Genomic DNA, 1,857 nt, shown 5'->3' with positions numbered 1-1,857 from the left:
GTCCAGCCCAGTAAAACAATTTCTGTCAAACCCAGCAAAATCAATACCCTTTCTTATTTTTAGGTCTAGTTTCGTCTGTTGCAATCAAGATGCAGCGAAGGGCATAATTCGGGGCACTTACCGTTCGATTACCGGAATGCCCTTAATAATGAAACTTAACGCACGACAAATCGAAACTGCAAAACCCAAAGGAAAAACCTATAAACTCGCCGATGGCGGTGGTCTCTATTTAGAAGTCTCAGCGCGCGGCTCAAAATACTGGAGAATGAAGTATTACCGCCCCACCGATAAGAAAGAAGACCGCCTGGCGTTCGGCGTTTATCCGGCCGTGTCATTAGCCGATGCCCGCGCTAAACCAGGGCGAGAGCATACTTTTAACGCCTATTGAATGAACAGTAATTACGTGATCTAATTATTCTTATTTCTTCTTTGAATGCTCGCCCATGAATCCGAACCAGACCCTGATTGAATATTTAACCGTTGTGAAAGAAACCCGTTCTGATATCAATCGTCAATACGAGCTGGTTGATGTCATTTTTCTTGTCATCAGTGCCATTCTGGCCGGCGCCGAAGGCTGGCAAGATATTGAAACTTATGGTCGTGCTAAAATTAAATGACTGAGAAAATATCGTTCTTTTCTCAGTGGAATACCCCGTCGACACACGATTGCCAGGATAGTGCGCGCTATTGAGCTCGATTCCCTGCTGGACGCTTTACTCAACTGGATCAACGAGCAACGTGAACAGGGAGGAAAACCGGTCATTGCCTTTGATGGAAAAGTTCTGCGACACGCCTACCGTAATGAAAGGAAAAATGCCGTTCAGCTGGTCACGGCGTATGATACGGAGCGGGGGTTAGTTCTGAGCCAGAAAGCGACCGCTACGAAAAACGGTGAAATCAGTATCGTACGGCAGATGCTAGAGCTTCTTGACCTGAAAGGCAGCATAGTCACGCTAGATGCCTTGCATTGTCAGCGCCAAACACTGGAGAAAATCAGTGAAAAAAAAGCCCATGTTGTTGTTCAGGTGAAGAAAAATCAGCCCCATCTGTGGGAAGCCGTCCAATCTCAATTTCAGGCGGTGTTTGATGCGGGTAAAGAGAAAATTATCACGGAAGTTAAACAAGAAGCCCATGGCCGACGTGAAGAGCGCTATGTGTTTCAGTTAAAGGCAAAATTCGAGCCAGAACTGGCCGACAAGTGGCCAACGATCCGCAGTGTGATTGCGGTTGAACGTCACCGGACACAAAACGGCAAAGGAACGGTGGAGACTTCTTATTACGTGAGTTCTCTTTCACCCAAGCATAAGTTATTGGGGCACTATATTCGTCAACATTGGCGAATTGAGAATGGTCAGCCCTATATCCTTGATGTAGTTTTTAAAGAAGATGATTCAAGAATTGTTCTGGATGGTGCGGTTGAGAATCTGGCATTATTTCGGCGAATTGTGTTGAATCTGGTCAAACAATGCGATTGTGGGGCACCCAGCCAAAGGAACAAACTTAAAAAAGCGGGTTGGTGTGATGATTATAGGGCAAGAGTTTTCTTTGGTTGAATATTCATCAAAGCATGCTCGCGCCCTGTGATTTAGGTGAAGAGACCATAAGTAGTTCTTCCGTATAAATATTACAGAATTTTTCTTTATCAATAACTTTCGTATTTTTATTCATAACTGAAAACCACCTCCTGAGGAGGTGGTCAGCAACAGGTTTTGGCTCTGCCTTATTGGTTTTTAGATTTTAAAATAACAGCAGTGGCAGAGGCTTGTTTTTAGGGATTTTAGTACGCCCCTCTGGGACGAAATCAATGCCACCTTCTATGAAGGTGGATTTTTACTTTCTAACGCGATGCTCGACTTT

The 1,857-nt window shown here is 44.6% G+C and carries 2 pseudogenes; both read left to right on the top strand.

The features are described 5' to 3' along the window. Positions 1-148 precede the first annotated feature (148 nt). A pseudogene (locus tag ABLA76_RS18015) lies at positions 149-355 on the top strand (Arm DNA-binding domain-containing protein); the annotation flags it as partial. An 88-nt stretch (positions 356-443) separates the two neighbouring features. Then, a pseudogene (locus ABLA76_RS18010) lies at positions 444-1,553 on the top strand (ISAs1 family transposase). Positions 1,554-1,857: the final 304 nt, after the last annotated feature.

It is taken from the genome of Xenorhabdus sp. SGI240 (assembly GCF_040081915.1).
Lineage (GTDB): Bacteria > Pseudomonadota > Gammaproteobacteria > Enterobacterales > Enterobacteriaceae > Xenorhabdus > Xenorhabdus bakwenae.
Note: the sequence above shows the minus strand (reverse complement) of the source record. Positions and strands in the feature narration are given on the sequence as shown.